The organism is Mesorhizobium kamtschaticum (assembly GCF_056174585.1).
Genome location: NZ_CM149691.1, coordinates 3,472,964 through 3,491,500 on the forward strand (window position 1 = coordinate 3,472,964; position 18,537 = coordinate 3,491,500).

The 18,537-nt window shown below is 63.4% G+C and carries 23 protein-coding genes and 2 pseudogenes; 12 read left to right on the forward strand and 13 right to left on the reverse strand.

All coding sequences use genetic code 11. The annotated features are described in order from the left end of the window. Positions 1-7: 7 nt before the first annotated feature. Positions 8-1,201 carry a hypothetical protein gene (locus AC0V7N_RS17125; protein ID WP_475459562.1) on the forward strand — a complete coding sequence of 398 codons (1,194 nt, stop codon included), beginning with the start codon at positions 8-10 and terminating at the stop codon, positions 1,199-1,201. A gap of 1 nt (position 1,202) precedes the next feature. On the opposite strand, the gene AC0V7N_RS17130 is transcribed toward AC0V7N_RS17125, so the two are convergent. Further along, a complete protein-coding gene (locus AC0V7N_RS17130; protein WP_475459565.1) occupies positions 1,203-1,310 on the reverse strand; it encodes a putative RiPP precursor in 108 nt (35 codons plus the stop codon). Between the two features lie 374 nt (positions 1,311-1,684). On the opposite strand from AC0V7N_RS17130, the gene AC0V7N_RS17135 reads away from it, so the two are divergent. The 4 genes and pseudogenes from AC0V7N_RS17135 to AC0V7N_RS17150 all read left to right on the forward strand — a co-directional run bounded on the left by AC0V7N_RS17135 (position 1,685) and on the right by AC0V7N_RS17150 (position 5,901). Next, complete coding sequence (locus AC0V7N_RS17135; RefSeq protein ID WP_496627980.1) at positions 1,685-3,223, forward strand: WD40 repeat domain-containing protein; 1,539 nt, start codon at positions 1,685-1,687, stop codon at positions 3,221-3,223. A 61-nt stretch (positions 3,224-3,284) separates the two neighbouring features. Then, a complete protein-coding gene (locus AC0V7N_RS17140; RefSeq protein ID WP_475459570.1) occupies positions 3,285-3,752 on the forward strand; it encodes a WapI family immunity protein in 468 nt (155 codons plus the stop codon). 91 nt (positions 3,753-3,843) lie between these two features. Beyond that, a pseudogene (locus AC0V7N_RS17145) lies at positions 3,844-4,335 on the forward strand (isochorismatase family protein). Positions 4,336-4,680: 345 nt separating this feature from the next. Beyond that, on the forward strand, positions 4,681-5,901 hold the full coding sequence (locus AC0V7N_RS17150) for an amidohydrolase family protein (protein WP_475459572.1): 1,221 nt from the start codon (positions 4,681-4,683) through the stop codon (positions 5,899-5,901). 51 nt (positions 5,902-5,952) lie between these two features. Here AC0V7N_RS17150 and AC0V7N_RS17155 read toward each other — a convergent pair whose 3' ends face one another. Next, the gene (locus AC0V7N_RS17155) at positions 5,953-6,165 is read right to left on the reverse strand and encodes a hypothetical protein (protein WP_475459574.1); all 213 of its coding nucleotides are present in this window, start codon (positions 6,163-6,165) and stop codon (positions 5,953-5,955) included. 147 nt (positions 6,166-6,312) lie between these two features. Beyond that, the gene (locus tag AC0V7N_RS17160; protein WP_258582499.1) at positions 6,313-6,540 is read right to left on the reverse strand and encodes a hypothetical protein; all 228 of its coding nucleotides are present in this window, start codon (positions 6,538-6,540) and stop codon (positions 6,313-6,315) included. A gap of 127 nt (positions 6,541-6,667) precedes the next feature. On the opposite strand from AC0V7N_RS17160, the pseudogene AC0V7N_RS17165 reads away from it, so the two are divergent. Next, a pseudogene (locus tag AC0V7N_RS17165) lies at positions 6,668-6,959 on the forward strand (hypothetical protein); the annotation flags it as partial. Positions 6,960-6,973: 14 nt separating this feature from the next. Here AC0V7N_RS17165 and AC0V7N_RS17170 read toward each other — a convergent pair. The 4 genes from AC0V7N_RS17170 to AC0V7N_RS17185 all read right to left on the reverse strand — a co-directional run bounded on the left by AC0V7N_RS17170 (position 6,974) and on the right by AC0V7N_RS17185 (position 9,716). Further along, positions 6,974-7,120, reverse strand: coding sequence for a hypothetical protein (locus AC0V7N_RS17170; protein WP_496627981.1), 147 nt, complete (start codon positions 7,118-7,120; stop codon positions 6,974-6,976). After that, complete coding sequence (locus AC0V7N_RS17175) at positions 7,117-8,457, reverse strand: DUF535 family protein (RefSeq protein ID WP_475459579.1); 1,341 nt, start codon at positions 8,455-8,457, stop codon at positions 7,117-7,119. The genes AC0V7N_RS17170 and AC0V7N_RS17175 overlap by 4 nt, the downstream gene beginning before the upstream one ends. 111 nt (positions 8,458-8,568) lie before the next feature. After that, on the reverse strand, positions 8,569-8,853 hold the full coding sequence (locus AC0V7N_RS17180; RefSeq protein ID WP_475459581.1) for a hypothetical protein: 285 nt from the start codon (positions 8,851-8,853) through the stop codon (positions 8,569-8,571). A 122-nt stretch (positions 8,854-8,975) separates the two neighbouring features. After that, positions 8,976-9,716 carry a sulfotransferase gene (locus AC0V7N_RS17185; protein ID WP_496627982.1) on the reverse strand — a complete coding sequence of 247 codons (741 nt, stop codon included), beginning with the start codon at positions 9,714-9,716 and terminating at the stop codon, positions 8,976-8,978. 236 nt (positions 9,717-9,952) lie between these two features. On the opposite strand from AC0V7N_RS17185, the gene AC0V7N_RS17190 reads away from it, so the two are divergent. Together AC0V7N_RS17190 and AC0V7N_RS17195 are read left to right on the forward strand one after the other, a co-directional pair. Further along, positions 9,953-10,168: an exopolysaccharide production repressor protein gene (locus AC0V7N_RS17190; protein ID WP_475459585.1), complete on the forward strand. Its 216-nt coding sequence runs from the start codon at positions 9,953-9,955 to the stop codon at positions 10,166-10,168. A 704-nt stretch (positions 10,169-10,872) separates the two neighbouring features. Further along, positions 10,873-11,202, forward strand: a complete 330-nt coding sequence (locus tag AC0V7N_RS17195) for a DUF1236 domain-containing protein (RefSeq protein ID WP_475459587.1) — start codon at positions 10,873-10,875, stop codon at positions 11,200-11,202. An 84-nt stretch (positions 11,203-11,286) separates the two neighbouring features. Here the strand turns inward: AC0V7N_RS17195 and yghU are convergent, their stop codons facing one another. After that, a complete protein-coding gene (gene yghU / locus AC0V7N_RS17200) occupies positions 11,287-12,153 on the reverse strand; it encodes a glutathione-dependent disulfide-bond oxidoreductase (protein ID WP_475459589.1) in 867 nt (288 codons plus the stop codon). Positions 12,154-12,637: 484 nt separating this feature from the next. Between yghU and AC0V7N_RS17205 the strand changes: the two genes are divergently transcribed. From AC0V7N_RS17205 to AC0V7N_RS17215, 3 genes are read left to right on the forward strand one after another with little or no spacing between them, the layout of a single operon-like run. Continuing rightward, complete coding sequence (locus AC0V7N_RS17205; protein ID WP_172226514.1) at positions 12,638-13,543, forward strand: S1C family serine protease; 906 nt, start codon at positions 12,638-12,640, stop codon at positions 13,541-13,543. 11 nt (positions 13,544-13,554) lie between these two features. Further along, entirely contained in the window at positions 13,555-14,094 is a 540-nt protein-coding gene (locus tag AC0V7N_RS17210) for a hypothetical protein (RefSeq protein WP_475459592.1), read from the forward strand. A 5-nt stretch (positions 14,095-14,099) separates the two neighbouring features. Beyond that, a complete protein-coding gene (locus AC0V7N_RS17215) occupies positions 14,100-15,056 on the forward strand; it encodes a LysR family transcriptional regulator (RefSeq protein ID WP_475459595.1) in 957 nt (318 codons plus the stop codon). Between the two features lie 25 nt (positions 15,057-15,081). Here the strand turns inward: AC0V7N_RS17215 and AC0V7N_RS17220 are convergent, their stop codons facing one another. Both AC0V7N_RS17220 and AC0V7N_RS17225 read right to left on the reverse strand, forming a co-directional pair. Continuing rightward, a complete protein-coding gene (locus AC0V7N_RS17220; RefSeq protein WP_475459597.1) occupies positions 15,082-15,810 on the reverse strand; it encodes an SDR family oxidoreductase in 729 nt (242 codons plus the stop codon). Between the two features lie 130 nt (positions 15,811-15,940). Beyond that, a complete protein-coding gene (locus AC0V7N_RS17225) occupies positions 15,941-16,396 on the reverse strand; it encodes a MarR family winged helix-turn-helix transcriptional regulator (RefSeq protein WP_475459600.1) in 456 nt (151 codons plus the stop codon). A gap of 65 nt (positions 16,397-16,461) precedes the next feature. Between AC0V7N_RS17225 and AC0V7N_RS17230 the strand changes: the two genes are divergently transcribed. After that, entirely contained in the window at positions 16,462-16,935 is a 474-nt protein-coding gene (locus AC0V7N_RS17230; protein ID WP_475459603.1) for a cupin domain-containing protein, read from the forward strand. Between the two features lie 25 nt (positions 16,936-16,960). Here AC0V7N_RS17230 and AC0V7N_RS17235 read toward each other — a convergent pair whose 3' ends face one another. The 3 genes from AC0V7N_RS17235 to AC0V7N_RS17245 form a co-directional block, all read right to left on the reverse strand. After that, positions 16,961-17,572: a hypothetical protein gene (locus tag AC0V7N_RS17235; protein ID WP_475459605.1), complete on the reverse strand. Its 612-nt coding sequence runs from the start codon at positions 17,570-17,572 to the stop codon at positions 16,961-16,963. 96 nt (positions 17,573-17,668) lie between these two features. Continuing rightward, a complete protein-coding gene (locus AC0V7N_RS17240; RefSeq protein ID WP_475459608.1) occupies positions 17,669-18,100 on the reverse strand; it encodes a type II toxin-antitoxin system VapC family toxin in 432 nt (143 codons plus the stop codon). A gap of 3 nt (positions 18,101-18,103) precedes the next feature. Further along, positions 18,104-18,238, reverse strand: a complete 135-nt coding sequence (locus AC0V7N_RS17245) for a hypothetical protein (protein WP_475459611.1) — start codon at positions 18,236-18,238, stop codon at positions 18,104-18,106. Positions 18,239-18,537: the final 299 nt, after the last annotated feature.

An 18,537-nucleotide genomic window follows, 5' to 3' on the forward strand; every position in this document is an offset into this window, starting at 1 on the left:
GGCTGTCATGCATGATTTCGGGCTGGTCGAAATCCTGCTTGCAGCTGCCGTCATCCTTGTCGTCGCGGCATGCGTCGTCTGGCTGTTGCGCAAGGCGCGTCTCCGGCGCCGCTCGGCTCGCCGGTCGTATCCGGCCAACGACTATGCCATGCGTACCAACTGGGAGCACAGCACCGGCACCGTCAACTACTCATCCTTCGTCTATTTCGATGTCGACCGCGACGGGACATACGGCCTGGGCGACCGGCCGATGGCCGGCGTCATGGTGCGGCTGTTCGACTGGCAAGGCGGCTTCGTCGCTTCGACCAGGACAAACAATGGCGGCTTTGCCAACTTCGCCATGTCGACGTCTTCGGCCAGTGCCGCGATCCGCTCGCCCGGCGCCTACCGGTTCGCGGTTTCGATGCCGCCGGGCTGGCATTCGCCCAGCGCCAATGAGACGCAATCGCACGATTTCCGCCTGGCCTCCGGCTCGCCCGCTGGCCTGGTGTCGAAGGACCTGCCCCAGCCGGTCGGCCTGGCGCCTACGCGCAGCCTGGCCGGCAAGATGACGGCGGACAGCACCGCAACTTTGATGGTGATGGCAAACGGGCAAGAGCTGCAGAGCCTGGTGCTGGCGCCTGGTTTACCCTTCCGGCTCGACCTTGCCGTCGAGGCCGACATGGTGGCGATCGCCGGCGGAGGCCTTGACCGGCAGCTTGCGCTTTCGCCCTATCCGACCGATCTCGGGCTGCTTTCGCCGCAAACGCTGCCGGGCGAGACCTCGCTGCGGACGATCGGCTTCGACGACGTCACCGGGCGCGGCTTCCGCAAGATCCCGTGCGGCCATGCCGGGCTGCAATGGCGCAACCTCAACGCCATGGCGCAGGATCACACCAAGGGCAGCGAAGGCTATGTCAACGGCAATGTCTCGGGCGATCACGTCGCCTATACCAGCAGCGGCTACCCGGCCGAATTCAGCCGCGACAGCCCGTTCGGGTTCCACTCGATGCTGCTGAGCGCAGCGTGGCTGAAGTCTGAAGGGGAGATCGCGCTGATCGAGTGTTGGCTGGGCAAGCAACTGGTCGCCAGCGATCAACTGGCGCTATCGGCACTGACGCCGCTGCATTACGCCCCGATGCTCAAGGCGGTAACCCGTGTCCGTCTTTCGACGAAACACTATTGGCAAATGGTGCTGGACGACCTGACGCTGACGGGCTGACTTATTGCGGTATCGGATTCGAGGTCACGACCGTGCCGTTGGTCGCAGCGGTGATCGATTTCAGATTGCCCTTCTTGATCAGAGCGGGCCGCTCATAAATCTTCTTCATGCAAGATCTCCATTATATCCCGTCACGATAGTGACACATCGTGATCTTCTGTCAATGTTGTGCTGGGGATAGTCCAGACTATCCCAACCAAAACATCGGGAGACTCTGGCTACAGGATGCCGATTGCTTCGGCCCGATTGCGCATAGATCGACACTCTAAAGTGCGGCCCGACATGCTTAAGCCGTTGTTTCTATACATATCACCGGCCCAAACCGGGATATATCAGGTGATATACATGAGGGCAGGAAGCGAGGGCGGCGCTTTGCGGTATACAGCGGCGCTGATAATCTTCGCCAAATCCGCGGGCGGAGAGCGCGATGAACAGATTGGCTGACAGGGTGCTGGCGCTTGTGCTGGTTGCGGTTGCCACTGCTTGGCGCGGATCTATCCGCTTGCCGGTGGCTTTGCCTGGCATGGCGCTTCCGGGCTGCTGGCGAATGCTGCCTCCTTGCGGCTTCTGGTTTTCTGCGTGGCGGCGTTTGCCTGCCTGGCCGGCGCTTTGCTGTTCTGGTCGGGCCTTTTGCCGGGCCGGCCGGCGCATCCGGCCGGCGCGCCGCTGTTCGGCCGCGCGGCCGAGGTGCAGGAGACCGGCAAGCCCGGCCTGCGCAAGGTTTTCTTCGCCTTGCCGTTGATTGTGCTGGCAGTGCTGGCCGTCGACCGGTTCGGCCCGTGGAGCGGCGGCGAGATTGCCAGCCGGCCGAATGAACCGAAGATGGCCGAACCCAAGCCTGATGAACCCAAGGCGGCCGAACCCAAGCTTGATGAGCCCAAGCTTGCCGAACCGAAACCCGACGAGCCGAAGGGCCAGGATATCGCCAGCGCGCCGCCGGCCTCCGAACCGGCACCTGCGCCAGCCCCCGTTCCGCCACCGGTAGCTGCCAGCCCGCCGGCACCCGTGCCGCCCATGGCCGCGCCAACGCCCGTCGCCCCATCGCCGCCGGAGGTCGCGGTCATTCCGCCGCCCACCGTGGCGCCGTTGCCGCCACCGCCGCCGGCGGCGCCAACGCAGCCTGACGGCCATCGCGACGCGGTCGTCTGGCTTTCGGTGGCGCCTGACGGCCAATCGATCATGAGCGCCAGCACCGACCATGTGATCAAGCTGTGGGACATTGGCGGCAAGCACCTGATCCGCAATCTTGGTGTCCACAAGGATATGGCGCGCACCGCGCTCTATATGCCCGACGGCGTCAGCGCGCTGACGGCTGGCGACGATGGCGAGATCGTGCTGCGCAAATTGGCCGACGGCGCGGTGCAGCATGCCTTCCAGGCCGGCCAGAATGGCGGCGTCAACAAGCTGGCGATCAGCCCGGACGGCAAGCGCGCCGTCAGCGGGCACGACACCGGCAATGTCATCGTCTGGGACCTCGTCAACAATTCCGTGCTGCATGTTTTGACCGGCCACGACTGGTCGATCAGCGCGGTCGCCGTCTCGCCCGACGGCAAGCAGGCGCTCAGCGGCAGCATCGACGGCACGCTGAAGCTCTGGGATATCGAAAGCGGCAAGCAGTTGCGCAGCTGGCACGGTCACGAGCAGGGCACCTATGGCGCCGTGTTCACCGCCGACGGGCACCATGTGATCACCGGCAGCGGCGACCTGACGATCAAGGTCTGGGATCTCGACAGCGGCCGCGAGGTGAAGCGGTTCGAGGGCCATGAAGGCACGGTCTATGCGCTGGCGCTGTCGGCCGACGGCAAGCGCCTGCTGTCGGGCTCGCTCGACGGCACGGCGCGGCTTTGGGACATGGAAACAGGCAACCAGATCGCTATGTTCGATAGCCAGACCGGCCCGATCTACGCCGTGGCCTTCGCTCCCGACGGCACGGTGCTGACCGGCGGCTACGACCGCACCATCAGGGATTGGCCGGCGGCGGGTGGCGACGGTGTGGTGCTGTTTGCTGGGGCGCCGGGGTGAGTGCTGAAGCAGGTGACAGAAACGTCGAAATTCGCTACGGCAACAATCCAATGCAACAACCTTGGGCATCGATTGCCCGACCAGAATGATTTTGACAGGGCCGAACGGTTCGCTGCAGTTGTCTCTGCTGCAATATCAGTTTCCAGATCTACACGACGACGAGTGGGATTCGAACTGGCTGATGGTTGGCGGCCAAGCTTACATCAATGGTCGGAGGTGGAGCTTCCGTGATCCCTGCCTGACGACTTTCGAGGCATTGCGTTTGGCCGATTGGCTGGAGCAGACATCGCGGCGGCGTGCTGAAAAATCTTGGTGCACGTTTCTTGAGCCAAACCTGGAGTTCCACTGGAAGCTCGATGACATCAGGGTGATCTTCCAACTGGAGAGCGCACCGCCATGGGCGAGGCGGGGTGAAGAATGGAACAAGTACGGCTTCAAGATACCTATCGGCCCGCAGCTTTCGGACGCAGCGGCAGAACTGAGGCAAGAGCTTGTCCGCTTTCCGGTACGAGGGCCTAGCCGATCTTGACCCGCTCGTCGTCCACGTTATCTTCGCGCCCATGTCAGCCCCCAGCCTCACTGCCAAGGCGCCACTCATTGTCATCGACCTCCAGACCGGCATGTTCGACGGCGTGCATGAGCCGCCGATCCATGATGCGCCTGCCATTGCCGAGCGCGCCCGCGCGGTGATCGACTGGGCAAGGCGCGGTGGGCGCAAGGTCGCTTTCGTCAGGCATGATGGACCCGAGGGTGACCCGCTGGCGCCGGGTGAGCCGGGCTGGCCGGTGTGGCCCGCCCTTGGCCAGGGCGACGATGAGCCGACCTTCGCCTAATCCGTGCGCGATGCTTTCAGCAATCCGGCCTTCGGCGACTGGGTTGCCGGGCAGGGGGGCGGGGCTGTCGTGCTCCTCGGCGCGCAGACCGATTTTTGCGTGGCGGCGACCGTCCAGGGCGCGATCGCCAGAGGGCTCGGCGTCACCGTGGTTTCCGATGCCCACAGCACGCTGGACAGCGCCAGCGAGAGCGCGGAGCAGATCATCGCCCGGCACAATGGCGAATTGGTCGAGGCCGGCGCGACTGTGGTGACCACGAAGGCGCTGGTCGGCGGCTGAAGCTGCAAAAGAATGATGCTGCGGACTGATCGTCGCTTCGCGCGGAGGCTGCGTCGTCTGGACGCTTGCCGTGGTCGACGCGGACGGGGGGGCGCATTGTTGGGATGACTGGGCGCCCGCGTCAACCAGGGCGGCTCGTACCGCCGCAGCAACACCATGACACGTCGCCGGGCGTTCGAAACTTCCGTGATAGCGGAATAGGCAGGAACAGCAGCGCGGATTCGCGGTTTGCTTCGCCGAAGCATTCGCCAGGACATTTGCCGAGAAACAGTTTCTCTTGCCTGCCGCATTGACCCGCGGCGAGGGGGCGGCGAGGACTGGCGCTTTCAGCAGGGATGGGTGCCCATGAGCGAACAGACGATTTTCCGCAACGCGAAACTGACGGATGGGTCGCTGGCCGACCTCACCGTCACCGGTGGCCGCTTCAGTGCCATCGCGCCGGCCGGCAAGGCGCCGCCGGTTGATCTCGCCAACCCTGCCATCATCGATCTCGGCGGCCAGCTTGTCGTGCCGGCGTTCGTCGAGGGGCATATCCATCTCGACACGTCGTTCTATGGCGACGCTTGGCGCCCGCACATTCCCTGCACCAACGGTTTCGACGTGCGCGAGCGCGTTGCCTTCCAGGCACAGAACCTTGCCGCCGCGGCGCCGATGGCGGAGCGGGCGAAGAACCAGCTCGAGCTCTGTGTCGGCAATGGCAGCCTAGCCATGCGCAGCCATGTCATGGTCGACGGCTCGGTCGGGCTCAGCCATGTCGAGACCATCCTCGCCGTGCGCGAAAAATACCGCGACCTCATCGACATCCAGCTCGTCGCCTTCCCGCAAAGCGGCATTCTGTCCTCGTCCGGCACAGCGGAACTGCTCGACGAGGCGCTGAAGCTTGGCTGCGGCCTGATTGGGGGGCTCGACCCGGCCAGCTTCGACCGCGATGTGAAGGGCCATCTCGATGTGGTGTTCGCCCTGGCGCAGAAGCATGGCGCCGGCGTCGATATCCACCTGCATGATGGCGGCACGCTCGGTCTGTTCCAGGTCGAGGAGATCGCCGCGCGGACAAAGGCACTGGGCATGCAAGGCCATGTCGCCGTCAGCCATGCCTATGGGCTTGGCGACATCCCGGCCGATGCGCTCAAGAAGGCCGGCGCGATGCTGGCGGCCGCCGGCGTGGCGATCATGACCAACGCGCCCGGCAACCATGCCTTCCCGCCGGTGGCGGCTCTGCGGCAGGCAGGCGTCACCGTGTTCAGCGGCTCCGACAACATCCGCGATTCCTGGTGGCCCTATGGCGACGGCGACATGCTGAACCGGGCCAACATGATCGGCTATCGCTCCGGCTTCTACGAGGACCACGAACTGGCCGCCGCCTTCGATGTGGTCACCCACGCCGGCGCCAGGGCGCTGGGGCTGGAAGACTACGGCATCGCGGTTGGCGCCAGCGCCGATTTCGTCGTCATGCGGGCACAGCATGTGCCGGAGGCGGTCGTGGCCGTGCCGAAGGACCGCACTGTCTATCGCCGGGGCAGGGCGGTGGCCAGGGATGGCCGGATGCTGGCCACCGTCCAAGCCTGACCCATCCCGATGGAACCGGGATGGGTCATCGCAGGCGATGACCGCCCGATATCAGTAGGCCTTGGCTGCCGTCTTGTGCTTCTTGGAATGCTTTCTGTGTTTCTTGTGCTTCTTGGCGGCGACCTTTTGAACGGCGGCCGGGGCAGCCGTGGTGGCCGCAGCGGTCACGGCTGCGGTGGTGGCAGCCGCGCTGGCTTCGAGAACCGGCATCGAGACGACCAGCGCGAACGCAAGGCCGAGAGCCGCGAGGATGGATTTGTTCATGGGTTCATTTCCTTTTGGATCACGCCGAACCGGAACGGCCGGGTGTCTACGCATGATCCCGAAAAGTGGAAACCGTTTCGGAAGAGATCATGTTCGAATAAGAGGCTTCGATGGCGCGCGCGGCGCCATCGGGCATTTTTCGGGACCCTACTTCTTCTTGCAGTCGGCGGCTGCTTTCATCGCTGCCGTCGCTTCGGCCTCGGTTTTGTAGGACGTCTTCCCGACCATCATCACGGTCTTGCCGTCAGGCTTGGTCGTGGCGACGGAGCACGTCTTGTCGCTCGCTTTCTGGGCGACGAAATATTCTGTCGCCGCAAGCGCGGGAGCGGTTGCGAGCGTCACCAGAATCGCCGCGGAAAGAAGTTTCCTGTACATCTCATTTTCCTCCACTTGGGCCATATCGCCCAAGGACACTGTGACGGGACGATCTGTCTGACGTCTTGCGGCAACATTACGGTTTGGTAATGTTGCGGTCGGTCGACATGGAGGGGCGGCATCGCCGGTCCTTTCGCGGGCCAACATGATCGGCTACCGCTCCGGCTCTACGAGGACCACGAACTCGCCGCCGCCTTCGATGTGGTGACCCATGCCGGCGCCAAGGCGCTGGAGGACTACGGCATCGTGGTTGGCGCCAGCGCCGACTTCGTCGCCATGCGGCGCAGAACGTGCCCGAAGCGGTGGTGGCCGTGCCGGACCGGATGGCCTATCGCCGAGGCAAGGCGGTGGCCAGGGATGGCAAGGTGCTGGGCGACGGCGCGTCTGGGGCGGTCGCCGCCGCAATCTCTGATGTTTGATGCATGCTGGCCTATCAATCGACCGCCCTCTGGTCGGTCGCCTGGGCCGATCGGGCAGGCACGGAAGACAGAGCGCGTTCATTGGACTGCTGCTCGCCGAAATAGAGCAAGCCGCCCAGGACGAGGAACACAATCCCGACCGCCACAAGTCCGACCATCAACACGGCGATCGCCGTGCCCGGGCCGTGGCCTGTTCTGGTGATGATGGACCGATGGTGCATCGCTCTTCCTCCGAAATCCAGTCCGGTCCGGAGACCTTGCGGCAAACGACGCCAAAGGCGGGATGTTCCCGATGACGAGCCGCATCGGCCCTTTGCGTTTCCTTGTGGGACCAAGGTCTTAGGTGGCTGAAGCAAAGGTCCGAGGGGCCTTGTTCGGTTCTGGCAATGTTCATTGGACATTCCGCTATTTTAGCCAAATGAGATATAATATCTGTCCCTGTCGAGGGGCGAATTCGGGCACCGGGAAGGGCAAAATGACGGCCGGCCGCCATCCGACAATGATGTGCTGTTCTCCACATTTCGTCGGGCGAGGCCCTTTCTTCAGGTAGGTCAAGTGGAACCTCGTTCAGCCTGGGCGGTGAGGCAAACAGGCGCTTGCCGAACTCCAGGAATTCGAACTTGTAGACATCGCGGCGGCTGAGCGGCGCTGCCATGTCGCGGCTCCGTACCGGCATGGCGAAGCCGAATTCGCCGCCTTCGCAACCGCCGCGATCGATCCAGTACCGGTCCATGTCGGCGCGCTTGCGGGCGCGTTTTTCGGGTGAGCGGAAGTTGATGGTGTGCCTGGCATCGCAGACGCCGAGGACATGATCGGCGCCGCCGCCGATGGCGATGCCTTCCATGACCAGCAGTGCCGCATCCTTGGGCCTGAGCCCGCACAGATCGCGCGTGGCCTCGATGACGGCGCGCTTGGCCTCCGGCTCCTTGCTGCCCTGGAGCCCGCCAATGGCGACGGTGTAGCGGCCGGTGCCCAGGGGGCTGGCGCCCAAGGGATAGAGGACGAAGCTCAGTCTGACCAGGTCGAGCCGGTCGCTCTGCCGCGTCAGCCTTATCGAGAAGGCGCCTTCGTGGCTGGTGCCGGAATGAACGGACAGACGCATGGTGAGCGCATAGGCATCGCGTCGGCCGATGACCTGGCCGATGTCCATCGCCCGCCCGCGCCAGGCCGCCTCAAGCATTTCCCGTGGCAGGCCCGCCGCCGCCAGATTGAAGTGGTCGACCAGAAGGTCGAAGCCGCGATGGCCGGGCAGCCCAAGGGCGAAGAATTTGTAGGGCTTCTTGCGCATGAGATCGTCATGCGGGCAGCCCAGCCGGTGCCGCCGCCGGAAACCCGCGAGAAAGCGGAACCATTTGAAAGAGCTCACCGGCTTGCAGGCGAAGCGGGTGAGGAAAATCCTGGATTGCCGCACCCCCAGCCGCCCGCAAAGGCCAAGGACCTGGCTGAAGACGCCAGCGGTTCCCCGCAACCCGGCGCGCTCGCTCGTTTCGAAACTCAAGATGCATCCCACACGGCTGTTGTGGGAGCGGGGTTAGCCCGGACGGATTACGCCGACATTGCGGGGGAGAAAGCGCTGGTAGCGCTGAAAGGGGCCGGCAATTTCCAGCCCTCACGTCTCGTCGAACCGACCCTCGCGCGTTGGGTGCCGCTTGATCGCGGCTTCTTCCTCATCGTCGGGCAAGGCGTCGTCGCTGTCTTGGAGTGCGTTGTCGTCGTCTTCTTCGGGCAGGTCGCCGTCTTTTTCGACGCCGTAGCGCATGTCGCCGTTTTCCGGCACGGAGTCGGGCAGGATCTGGCCGCCCTTGACAGCGTCCCAGTCCAACTGCTCGATGGTCGGACCCTCGACCTGAGGGCTGTCGTCATCGTCGGTGCGTGGTTTGCTGCGCGGTGCCATGCTGGCCTCCAATCCATGAAAGACTGAAGGCGAAACTCGGGGTGCAGCTGTTGGTTCCCAGTCTTGGCAGCAAGGGGTCTTGGCAGCAAGGGGTCGGGCGCGCTTCGGGCTGCGGGTTCCAGCTACCCCAGCCACCACCACAGCGCGGCAACCACCGCCACCACAGCGGCGACCGCCAGTCCCAGCATGATGTACGACCCCTTGATGATGTCGCGGATGATCTTCTTGATCGTCTCGCGGTCGTTGAGGTTGGGGAAGGGATCGTTGGGCAGCGCCACGCCGAGGAACTCACAGAGCGGTGCCCAGCCTTCGGTCACCTTGTAGACCAGCAGCTTGTCCGGCGGCACCGCCGCCTTCACCTCATCGATATAGGCGTTGTATCGCGCGACGGCCCTGTCACGGTCGTCCATCACGCCGTCCAGCGTGCGACCCCATATCAGCTTGCTCGACATGTCGCCGAATTTCCGCCCGAAGGGCGTCAGCCATTCCAGGATCTTGAACTGCCAGACATTCTTGGTGAAATAGATCGTATCGATGGTGCTTTCGTACCACGCCTCGGCGCCGCGCGGGTGCAAGGTAAGCAGCACCTTGGCGTCGGGATAGGTGGCCAGCAATTCCTTCCAGACGCAGCAGCCGGGGTTGTCGACGGTCGCCGTATAATTGGCGAAGACACGGTTCCAGTCGTGCTGGCTGCCGGGCGGGCTGTTGGCCACCTTGCGCCAGAAATCGAGATGGCCCTTGTTGGCCTTGTTCATAATCACTTCCTGCATGTGATAGCAGGGCAGGCCGAGCCTGTTCAGCGCGGCAAAAGTCGACCACGTTCCGGTGCGGCCGAAACCGGCCCCAATCAATTTGAGCGTCATTCCCCCATCCCCCCGGACTTGTTTTCTACGCAATCTCCGTCCGTGAGCATCAAATTGCGCCGGACCAAGCCAACGCGCAATAGCCGTTGCTGAACCGGCCGATCACATACTTGCGAAGTTGCTAAAATAATGGAACGCTGTCTGCGGGCAATGGGAGTTCTGGAAGGGAGTCGTTTGAACCGGGGCGGTTTCGGCGGCTTTGGGCATCGATGTATTTTGGACAATTTCTCGTTGGGATGTCGGCCACTTCAGTGATTGTCGCGGTCTGGACCTATATGGCCACCGGTTCTTTCTGGAAGGCGCTTGCCTGGACGATAGCTGTGCTGGTTGTCCTGCAGGTCGGCTATTTCGCGCTCGTCGTGCGGCTGATCTTCAAGCGCGCGCGAGAGGCGACAAGCCGGGACGAGGTCGACGCTGTTCCGCCGCTGCATCGCGACGGTGTCTGGCTGTGAGGCCGAGCGCCTGACATCGACCAGCAGTGGCGGCCGCGGCTACCAGCCCATCCATTCGCGGGTGCGCCAGGCAAGGCCGGCAAAGGGCGCCATCGGCGCGATGACGACAAACATCAGCGTGAAGGGATGCCTGGTCACGGAGGGTCGGGGAGCCATGTCGCGATCGTCCTTGGGAGGTTTATCGGGGGGAATGCGCGGGACAACGTCATCGCGACGACATGGTTGCATCGATGGCAGGCCACGCCACTCGGTGGCTGGAACCGGATGCCGGCACCGGCGTTTTCCATATGTGACCCGGTGAGGCTGCCACCTCCGCCGGCACAGTTAAGGCTCGTCCTGCTCCCGGCAGGGCGGGCCTTTTTCGCGCCTTGGACGACGGCATCGGGAACGACACCGTGCGCTCTACGTTAGCTGTTGCCAGGGACGGCGGATCGACTTCCCCCTGGGAAAGAAGCATCCCGATGCACCTTTCCGAAGCAAGGGCATTTTTGCGGCCATTTTAGGTTATCTTTGTATTCATAAAACTAACAATGGATTTTCAAAAGCATTACGAACGCGATCACCACTAGTTCATAAAACACCCGAAATCAGCCTTATCGATCAAGCTCCATATTTATTGCGTGTATTGATATGGAACCTAGCGGCTGTGGGCGAGTTTTCCCTGAAGGCGGAATTCGGAATCAAACAGCCAAATGGAGGTTACTATGAAATATTATCTTTCGGGTGCGGCAGCCGCACTGGTCCTGATGAGCGGCATTGGTGTGGCGGCGGCTGAAGACGTTGTCGTTGTCCAGCAGCCGGCGCAGCGGGTCGTGGTTCAACCGGAGCAGGAGACCGTCGTTCGTCAATACATCAAAAAGGAGCCGCTGGCATCGGTCAACCTCCTGGGCGTCGAGCTGAAGCTCGGCTCACCGGTCCCGGATACGGTTGTGCTGCGCGAAGTGCCTGATGTGAAGTACCGCGTGGCCGTCATCAATGATCAGACGGTCCTGGTGGACCCTGAAACGCATCAGATCGTCGAAGTTCTGCACTGAATTTTCGCACTAGCCTGAATGAAAAACCCGCCACCAATTTCGCATTGGTGACGGGTTTTTCATTAGTAACGGCTTTGTCTTTGCCTATTCGGCCGCCAGCTTGTCTTGCGTGTTCGTCTCGAAATCGCTGGCGTCGTGGCGTTCGTGCAGCTGCAGGGCCGGTTCGCCGAAGGCGCGGTTGACCATGCGGCCGCGCTTGACCGCCGGCCGCTCGTCGATCGCTTTTGCCCAGCGCTGCACGCGCTTGTATTCCTGCACCGACAGGAAGTCGGCGGAATCATTGTACATGCGGCCGAGCGCCAGACCGCCATACCAGGGCCACACCGCCATGTCGGCGATCGAGTAATCCTTGCCGCCGAGATATTCTGTCTCCGCCAGCCGGCGGTCGAGCACGTCCATCTGGCGCTTGGTTTCCATGGCGAAGCGATCGATGGCGTATTCGAATTTCTGCGGCGCATAGGCGTAGAAATGGCCGAAGCCGCCACCCAGATATGGCGCCGAGCCCATCTGCCAAAACAGCCACGACAGCACTTCCGCGCGGGCCGGCTGTTCGGTCGGCAGGAACTCGCCGAACTTTTCGGCGAGATAGACCAGGATCGAGCCGGACTCGAAGATGCGCACCGGCGTGGCGCCGCTGCGGTCCATCAGAGCCGGGATCTTGGAGTTGGGATTGACCTCGACAAAGCCGCTGCCGAACTGGTCTCCATCGTTGATCTTGATCAGCCAGGCGTCGTATTCGGCGCCCTTGTGGCCGCGCGCCAGAAGCTCCTCCAGCATGACCGTCACCTTGACGCCGTTCGGCGTCGCCAGCGAATAGAGCTGCAGCGGATGCTTGCCGACCGGCAGTTTCTTGTCATGCGTCGGGCCGGCGATCGGCCGGTTGATGCTGGCAAAGGCGCCGCCATTTGCCTTGTTCCAGGTCCATACTTTCGGCGGGGTGTAGTCTGTCATGTCGGGCCTCGTGGGGAAGATAGCGTGGGACGGGATGGGCAGATCCATCCATAGCTAGGGCTGCGGAGGCGGAAGTTCAACTTGCGTTGAACTATTGTCAATGTTGGCGATGACGTTGGCCCTTCCTTCTCCCCTTGTGGGGTCCGAAGGGCGGGGCGAGACCCGTGGCTCGCCCCAGGGCGGTGGCCTCGCGAAGCGAGGTCAGATGAGGGGTGCTCCAGGGAACACCAACGCCTCACTCCGCTGGAACACCCCTCAACCGTCTCGGCGCTGCGCGCCGATCCACCTTCTCCCACAAGGGGAGAAGGGAAGATCTGCCCCGCCGCGCCCCGGCCCTTCGCAGGCTCAGGGCGTTCGAAGCTCGAAAAGCCAAGCAATTGGCTTTTCGTCCGCTGCGCGGACCGCCTCTCACCCCTTGCACCATCCCCTCCAAGGCATACCTATAGAAGAAGCCGCCACGGCATATGCATCGCAGGACAAAATCATGACCATCAATCCCAATCCGCGCTCCGTCGTTGCCGTGCGCGCGACCGTCCCAGAGGATGCTTTTACGGCCGGCGCGCTGGGCACGCTCAGGGAAGGCAGCGGCGTCGTCATCCGTGACGACGGGCTGGTGCTGACCATCGGCTATCTCATCACCGAGGCAGAAGAGGTCTGGCTGACCGCGCATGACGGCCGCGTCATCCCCGCGCACGCGCTGGCCTATGACCAGGAATCGGGCTTCGGCCTGGTCCAGGCGCTGGCGCCGACCGGGCTGCCGGCCGTGGCGCTGGGCGATGCCGGCAAGGCTCGTATCGGCGACGCGGTGGTGCTTGCCGACGGCATCGGCCGGGCGGTCGAGGCCAAGATCGTCACCAAGCAGGAATTCGCCGGCTATTGGGAGTATCTGCTCGACGAGGCGATCTTCATCGCGCCCGCGCATCCGTCCTGGGGTGGCGCGCCGCTGTTTAGCGCCGATGGCGCGCTGCTCGGCATCGGCTCGCTGCGCCTGCAGATGAGCCGCGCCGGCGAGGTCGCCGATATCAATATGGTGGTGCCGATCGATCTGTTGCCGCCGATCCTCGACGATCTCCTGACGCGCGGCCAGGTGGCCAGGCCGCCGCGTCCGTGGCTCGGCGCCCTGTCGGCCGAAAGCGACGGCAAGGTGGTGGTGATGAGCGTGACCGAAGGCGGCCCGGCCGCCAAGGCCGGCCTGCGTCAGGGCGATGTCATCTCCGAGGTCCGCGACGGCGCCGTCGACGGGCTCGCCGATTTCTATCGCAAGCTGTGGGACAGCGGCTCGGCCGGCGCCGAGATCCCGATGCGGGTGGTGCGCGACGGCCGCGAGACCTGGCTGCGGGTGAAATCCGCCGACCGCGGCAGTTTCTTGAAGAAGCCGCAGCTGCAGTAGCCGCGTGCGTCATGATCGATCAGGGATTGCCCTCGAATCTTCGGTCCACAAGGCTGCTCTACAACAGCCCTTCGCAGTGTTTCATCGTCTTGACCAGCGCCCTGCCGGCCGAAGGCATGGCCGATGAACTTTTTTACCGGCACCGGGGTGTGACGAGATACACCAGGATATCGGCGTCGAAAGGCGATGTGAGCATTTGTACCCCTTTCTCCTGCGCCAACGCGCCTCTCGTCACGTTCAACGTTTTGAGTGCGCGCGCGGATATCCCGGGTGCTTATGACTGGGCGTCCTTGTCCGTCTTCGATCTGGTTTCTCACGAAGTGCGCGATATTGTCAGCGATGCGACGTTGCCGATCCCCGCAGGGTATGAAAGAGGCTGGGTTGCCAGCCTGATTTCGGTGGACGGCGAGGGAAGGTATGCCGTCGTTACGGCTGGGTTCGAGCGACCGGTTTCCGGAGGCGGCGCCGTGGTGGACTATGCAGCGTTTGAACTCGATTGCATCAAGCTGAAGCTCTCGAAAATTGCCGATCTGCCCAACATTTTCGCTTAAGATCAATGCATCCAAGACTGCTCAAAACCTTCCTCGCGGTGGCGCGCAGCCGAAACATCACGCGCGCCGCCGAGGCGGTTCACCTCGCGCAATCGAGTGTCAGTGACCAGATCCAGGCGCTGGAAGCCGAGCTTGGCGCTGCCTTGTTTACGCGCTCGAAATTGGGCCTGACGCTGACACCGGCGGGGCTGGCCCTGAAGCCCATCGCCGAAGACCTTTTGCGGCTCGATGGCGAGGCCCGAGTTGCGGTGCTGGCTGCTGCCGGGCAAACAAGCGGGGCGTTGACCATCGGCGCGCTGGAGACGATTGCCTCGGCCCGGCTGGCGCCGTGGCTGCCGGGGTTCCAGGCCAGCCATCCCGATATCACCGTGCGGATGAAGGTGACCGACAGCGGCACGCTGCTGCGCATGCTGGAGGACGGCGACGTCGACGTCGCCTTCTGCTTCGAGCGTCGCGATGCCGCGAAGGGCGCCGACAATGAACGCCTGGTGACGCGCACGATAGGCGCCGAACCGCTGGCTCTGATCGCGGCGCCGGGACAAGGCACCGCGCCGCGCGACCTGGCAGGGCTTGCCGCGCAGCGCTTCGTGGCGACGGAGCCTGGATGCATCTACCGGCATATGTTCGACACCGCCTTTGCCGAGGCTGATATGGCGGCGCCAAAGCTTGCCGCCGAATTCGGCAGCATCGGCGCCATTGCCCGGCTGGTGGCGGCCGGTGCTGGGCTCGGCCTCGTTCCGCGTCTCGCGGTCAGCGACGCGCTGGAGCGTGGCGATCTTGTCGAACTGCCGTGGCCCGGCCCAGCGCGGGCGGCACCCCTGACGATGATCTGGCGACGCCGGCGCGTCCAGCCGCCGGCGCTGCGGCACTTGCTCGCCGCCGCGCGCGACACGCTGGCGCCGGAACGTGCTCAGACCAGTTCAGGACCTGAATCGACAAGCCGCCTCAAGGTCCTGCTTTGAAAGCAGTTCCCGATGCCGGTCCAGTTCAGACAAGCCGGTGTCCACCTTCCACATGCAGCGTCGTTCCGGTGGTAAAGCCATTGCCAATGAGAAAGAAAATGGCGTCGGCGATGTCGTCGGGCTGGCCGATCCTGCCGACGGGCAGTCGCTCGGCCATCGCGGCAAGCATCTCGACCTTGCGGTCGCCGGCGACCTGCGCCCAGATCGTGGTGTCGACCCAGCCCGGCGAGACCGCGTTGACCCGGATCGGCGCGAGTTCAACGGCCAGCGCCCGCACCAGTCCTTCGAGCGCCGCATTGACGGCGGCGACGACCGAGCCGCGCGCGGCCGGCCGGTAGGCGGCGATGCCGGAGACGAAGGTCATCGAGCCGCTCGCTGACAGCCGTGGCGCACCGTGCTTGGCGAGCAGCAGCGGGCCGAAGAGCTTGCTGTCGACCGCGCGTTGCGCCGCCTTGAGGTCAAGCTCCGGCAGCAGCCTGTAGGCGCCTTCGATGTCGGCCGCCGTGCTGACGATGTGGTCGAGCCCGCCGATGCGCGCGAACAGGTCCGCGACCTGGTCCTCCCGCGCGATGTCGACCACGGTCAACGTCAGGCCAGGGGGATTGCCGAGGTCCTCGCGTGCCTGTTGCAGCCGGTCCTCGCTACGCCCGGCGATGACGATTTCGGCACCGGCCTCGACGCAGCGCCTGGCCAACGCCAGGCCCATGCCGGAGCCGCCGCCGACGATCAGGATTTTCTGGTTTGAAATGCTCATTTCGCTTCTGCCTTTGCTGGATTGGACAAGGGCAGGGATTGGCAGGTCAGGGCGCCACGGGAAAACGGAAGAAACCGATGGTGTTATCGGAGATGCCGATGGTGTCAGCCGCGCATAAGCGCCGTTTCGTTCAGCGCACCAGCGGGCTGTCCCAGACGACGAACAGCAGCGCTTTCAGCTGGTCGAAGCGCTCCGGCCCGAGCTCGCTGCGCCACTCCTCCTCGATGTCGCGCAATATGTCGACCATTTTCCAGAAAGCGGCGTGGCCGCGCTCGGTGGAGTGCACCACGCGTGCGCTGCCTTCGCCGTCGGAGCGGACGAGATAGCCGTAGCCCTCAAGGCTGCTGAGCAGCTGGTTGATGGCCTGTTTGCTCATGCCGGCACGTTCGGCAATGGTGCCAGGGCGCGCGCCGTCCGGGCCGGGAAACTGCAGCACGGCCATGTGCGGCAGGCGCAATTCGTCGAAACCGGCGGCGTTGAGCTCCTTGATCAGCCGGCGCTGGATGGCTTGTGCCGGCACGCGCAAGAGGGCGCCGATCAGCAGGTTCTCGGTCTTGGTCTGGAGAACTTCGGTGGAGGTGGCCATTGACGATCCCGTAAATTGAGTTTACTGACAACTAGTAAATGTAATTTACCGGAGGGGTTTGCGCAATGTCCGCCATGAATCTTCAGGTCAATCCAGCCAACGAGATCATCGGCACCAAGGGGCTGTCGGTCCGCTTCCTGGTATCGGGTGAAAATTCGAACGGCAGTGTCGCCGCTTTCGAGCTGATGGTGCCAGGCGCACAGCGCTTGCCTGCGCCGGCGCACAGCCATGATCACTACGAGGAAACGATCTACGGCATTGACGGGGTTCTGACCTGGACCGTGAACGGCAAGCCGATCGAGGTTGGGCCGGGGGAAGCGCTGTGCATTCCACGCGGCGCCGTTCACCGGTTCGACAACAATGGCACCCGAGACGCAAAGGCCCTGTGCGTCATCACGCCGGCGGCGATCGGCCCGGACTATTTCCGCGAGGTGTTCGGCTTGCTCAACGACGCCGCCGGCGGGCCTCCGGACAAGGCCAAGATGATGGAGATCATGCGCCGCCACGGGCTGACACCGGCAGCACCGCCGCGGGTCTGACGCCGGCCGCAGGGGCAGGGCGCGCCTATTCCTGGCAAGCGGAGAAGGCGTCGCCCGAATTCCAGTCCTTGAAGGCAACGATCTGGCCTTCGACAGACACCGTCTTGTGCTTCGTGCTGCCGTCCGGCTGCGTCTTCTCGCTGGTGCCCTTGCCGGTCAGCACATTGAAGTCACAGGCGCTGGCGACATTCTCCTGCAGGTAATCCACGGACTCATAGGCGAAGCCGGCAACGATGAAGGCGCCGTTGCGCCAGGCGATGGTCAGCGTCTGGTTGGTGCGCTCGCTGCCGATCTCCGGCGCCGGCAGATAGAATTTGATCGAGCCATTGGGCAGCATCGTCAGCTCCGGCTCAGTGTCGGAGTTCTCATAGCCCGGCCGGTCGTAACCGTTCCATTCGCCACCGATCTGTTCGTGCACGATTTCGACGGGCTTGAGGTAATTGTGCTCCTTGTCCCGGAGAAAGAAGTGGATGTCCATCGGATCGGTCGGCGCGGTCTCGACCACCATGGCAAGGTCCGGCGCGCCGTCGCCGTTGAAGTCACCGGTCAGCGCGGTGATGATTTTTTGGGTTTCGATCGGCTCGGCGAGGGCCACGGTCGGTAGCAACAAGGCAAGGGCGAAGAGCAGAAATTTCATCGTAACATATCCCCAAGCCTGACAGCTTGCGGTGGTATAGCACGGTGAGTGGAAGTGTCAGGGGCCGGCGGCGTGTCGTCGTCCATGCCGGAGGAATCAGCAGTCCGTAATCTGCAGGTAGTCCGGTGTCGCGAGCCCGCGCATCACGCCATCCCGCGTCATGATGGGAATCCTGCGTACCCGGGCGGTGGCGATCAGATAGCAGTCGCCGGGATCTTTGTGCCCTGTGGTCGTGACCACGGCCGCGGCTTCTATGGCTATCCGCTGTTTGATCGGAATGATCTTCGCCGCTGTTGCCTCGACAGCAGCTGAAAACCAGCGAGCAGGGGAATCGACACCAAGGTCAGGCGGATTCTTATGAGCGGGCTTTCGCGCCGCGATTGCCAGTTCCCATGCGGTGATGGGTGAAACGTAAAGGGTACCTGTCTCTTGATTTTCGCCAATGGCTATCAAGGCATCGTCGGAAAGCGGTTCCGTTTCGCTCACCAGCCAATAGAGAACATGTGTGTCGAGCAGGATGCCCGGCAAGGATCAGCCTTTGGCCGCATGTTTTGGGGCCTGGGTGCCGCCCTTGAGAGCTTGTTCGGCGATAGGCTTCGTCAGGTCCACACCCTTCTTGATCGCGAACTTGCTACCCTTCAACGACCCGGCGCCACGAACGGTCACGGACTTTCCCGTCTTCGCATTCCGGACTGTCAGGGTCGATGCTGCGCTTGTTTTGGCCATGTGCCACATATAGCGAATTCCGCCTGTTCGGACGAGAGGCTTATTTGATCTTTTCCGAAAATGCCGATCCCGATGGCGGTTGCACTCTTGCGGCAACGCGGCGATGGGTGCGTTCCGTTGCTTGGCGGCAGCGTGTCCCGTTGCTGACGAAAACTGACAGTGGGCCATGCCATGATGGCGGGAATCGCACGAAGACGGAGGCAAGGTGACAGTGATGCCAGCGACAACAATTCTGAACC

Excerpts from the sequence above, each read along its gene's own strand:
- AC0V7N_RS17125 (WP_475459562.1), top strand. The coding sequence starts at position 8 with ATGCATGATTTCGGGCTGGTCGAAATCCTGCTTGCAGCTGCCGTCATC.
- AC0V7N_RS17130 (WP_475459565.1), bottom strand. The coding sequence starts at position 1,310 with ATGAAGAAGATTTATGAGCGGCCCGCTCTGATCAAGAAGGGCAATCTG.
- AC0V7N_RS17150 (WP_475459572.1), top strand. The coding sequence starts at position 4,681 with ATGAGCGAACAGACGATTTTCCGCAACGCGAAACTGACGGATGGGTCG.
- AC0V7N_RS17155 (WP_475459574.1), bottom strand. The coding sequence starts at position 6,165 with ATGAACAAATCCATCCTCGCGGCTCTCGGCCTTGCGTTCGCGCTGGTC.
- AC0V7N_RS17160 (WP_258582499.1), bottom strand. The coding sequence starts at position 6,540 with ATGTACAGGAAACTTCTTTCCGCGGCGATTCTGGTGACGCTCGCAACC.
- AC0V7N_RS17180 (WP_475459581.1), bottom strand. The coding sequence starts at position 8,853 with ATGGCACCGCGCAGCAAACCACGCACCGACGATGACGACAGCCCTCAG.
- AC0V7N_RS17185 (WP_496627982.1), bottom strand. The coding sequence starts at position 9,716 with ATGACGCTCAAATTGATTGGGGCCGGTTTCGGCCGCACCGGAACGTGG.
- AC0V7N_RS17190 (WP_475459585.1), top strand. The coding sequence starts at position 9,953 with ATGTCGGCCACTTCAGTGATTGTCGCGGTCTGGACCTATATGGCCACC.
- AC0V7N_RS17195 (WP_475459587.1), top strand. The coding sequence starts at position 10,873 with ATGAAATATTATCTTTCGGGTGCGGCAGCCGCACTGGTCCTGATGAGC.
- yghU (WP_475459589.1), bottom strand. The coding sequence starts at position 12,153 with ATGACAGACTACACCCCGCCGAAAGTATGGACCTGGAACAAGGCAAAT.
- AC0V7N_RS17205 (WP_172226514.1), top strand. The coding sequence starts at position 12,638 with ATGACCATCAATCCCAATCCGCGCTCCGTCGTTGCCGTGCGCGCGACC.
- AC0V7N_RS17210 (WP_475459592.1), top strand. The coding sequence starts at position 13,555 with ATGATCGATCAGGGATTGCCCTCGAATCTTCGGTCCACAAGGCTGCTC.
- AC0V7N_RS17215 (WP_475459595.1), top strand. The coding sequence starts at position 14,100 with ATGCATCCAAGACTGCTCAAAACCTTCCTCGCGGTGGCGCGCAGCCGA.
- AC0V7N_RS17220 (WP_475459597.1), bottom strand. The coding sequence starts at position 15,810 with ATGAGCATTTCAAACCAGAAAATCCTGATCGTCGGCGGCGGCTCCGGC.
- AC0V7N_RS17225 (WP_475459600.1), bottom strand. The coding sequence starts at position 16,396 with ATGGCCACCTCCACCGAAGTTCTCCAGACCAAGACCGAGAACCTGCTG.
- AC0V7N_RS17230 (WP_475459603.1), top strand. The coding sequence starts at position 16,462 with ATGTCCGCCATGAATCTTCAGGTCAATCCAGCCAACGAGATCATCGGC.
- AC0V7N_RS17235 (WP_475459605.1), bottom strand. The coding sequence starts at position 17,572 with ATGAAATTTCTGCTCTTCGCCCTTGCCTTGTTGCTACCGACCGTGGCC.